Source organism: Streptomyces aidingensis (genome assembly GCF_900112355.1).
In the GTDB taxonomy this organism is placed as follows: domain Bacteria; phylum Actinomycetota; class Actinomycetes; order Streptomycetales; family Streptomycetaceae; genus Streptomyces; species Streptomyces aidingensis.
Map to the genome: position 1 here is coordinate 1 of NZ_FOLM01000041.1, position 1,394 is coordinate 1,394.

The 1,394-nt window shown below is 58.1% G+C and carries 1 rRNA gene; it reads left to right on the forward strand.

What is annotated here, in order from left to right:
• Positions 1 to 1,394, forward strand: a 23S ribosomal RNA gene (locus tag BM242_RS28285); the annotation flags it as partial.

Here is a 1,394-nt window from a genome sequence, read left to right on the forward strand (position 1 = left end):
GGGTGAGGCCTGATGCCGAGCCGTTGTGGTGAAGTGGATGATCCTATGCTGTCGAGAAAAGCCTCTGGCGATGTTCCGTGGCGGCCCGTACCCTAAACCGACTCAGGTGGTCAGGTAGAGTATACCGAGGCGTTCGGGTGAACTATGGTTAAGGAACTCGGCAAAATGCCCCCGTAACTTCGGGAGAAGGGGGGCCGCTTCCGGTGAAGGCGCTTTGCTGCTGGAGCTGGGGGTGGTCGCAGAGAGCAGCGAGAAGCGACTGTTTACTAAAAACACAGGTCCGTGCGAAGCCGTAAGGCGAGGTATACGGACTGACGCCTGCCCGGTGCTGGAACGTTAAGGGGACCGGTCAGCCGCCTTTCGGGGTGGCGAAGCTGAGAACTTAAGCGCCAGTAAACGGCGGTGGTAACTATAACCATCCTAAGGTAGCGAAATTCCTTGTCGGGTAAGTTCCGACCTGCACGAATGGCGTAACGACTTCTCGACTGTCTCAACCATAGGCCCGGTGAAATTGCAGTACGAGTAAAGATGCTCGTTTCGCGCAGCAGGACGGAAAGACCCCGGGACCTTTACTACAGCTTGATATTGGTGTTCGGTTCGGCTTGTGTAGGATAGGTGGGAGACTGTGAAGCCGCCACGCCAGTGGGGGTGGAGTCGTTGTTGAAATACCACTCTGGTCGTTTCGGATGTCTAACCCGGGTCCGTGATCCGGATCGGGGACAGTGTCTGGTGGGTAGTTTAACTGGGGCGGTTGCCTCCTAAAGGGTAACGGAGGCGCCCAAAGGTTCCCTCAGCCTGGTTGGTCATCAGGTGGTGAGTGTAAGTGCACAAGGGAGCTTGACTGTGAGACTGACGGGTCGAGCAGGTGCGAAAGCAGGGACTAGTGATCCGGCGGTGGCTTGTGGAAGCGCCGTCGCTCAACGGATAAAAGGTACCCCGGGGATAACAGGCTGATCTTCCCCAAGAGTCCGTATCGACGGGATGGTTTGGCACCTCGATGTCGGCTCGTCGCATCCTGGGGCTGGAGTCGGTCCCAAGGGTTGGGCTGTTCGCCCATTAAAGCGGTACGCGAGCTGGGTTTAGAACGTCGTGAGACAGTTCGGTCCCTATCCGCTGCGCGCGTTGGAGTCTTGAGAAGGGCTGTCCCTAGTACGAGAGGACCGGGACGGACGGACCTCTGGTGTGCCAGTTGTTCTGCCAAGGGCATGGCTGGTTGGCTACGTTCGGGATGGATAACCGCTGAAGGCATCTAAGCGGGAAGCCGGCTTTGAGATGAGGACTCCTGCCCACGTTGATGGGGTAAGGCTCCCTGGAGATGACGGGGTTGATAGGCCGGGGATGGAAGCCTTGTGAGGGGTGGAGTCGACCGGTACTAATAGGCCGAGGGCTTGTCC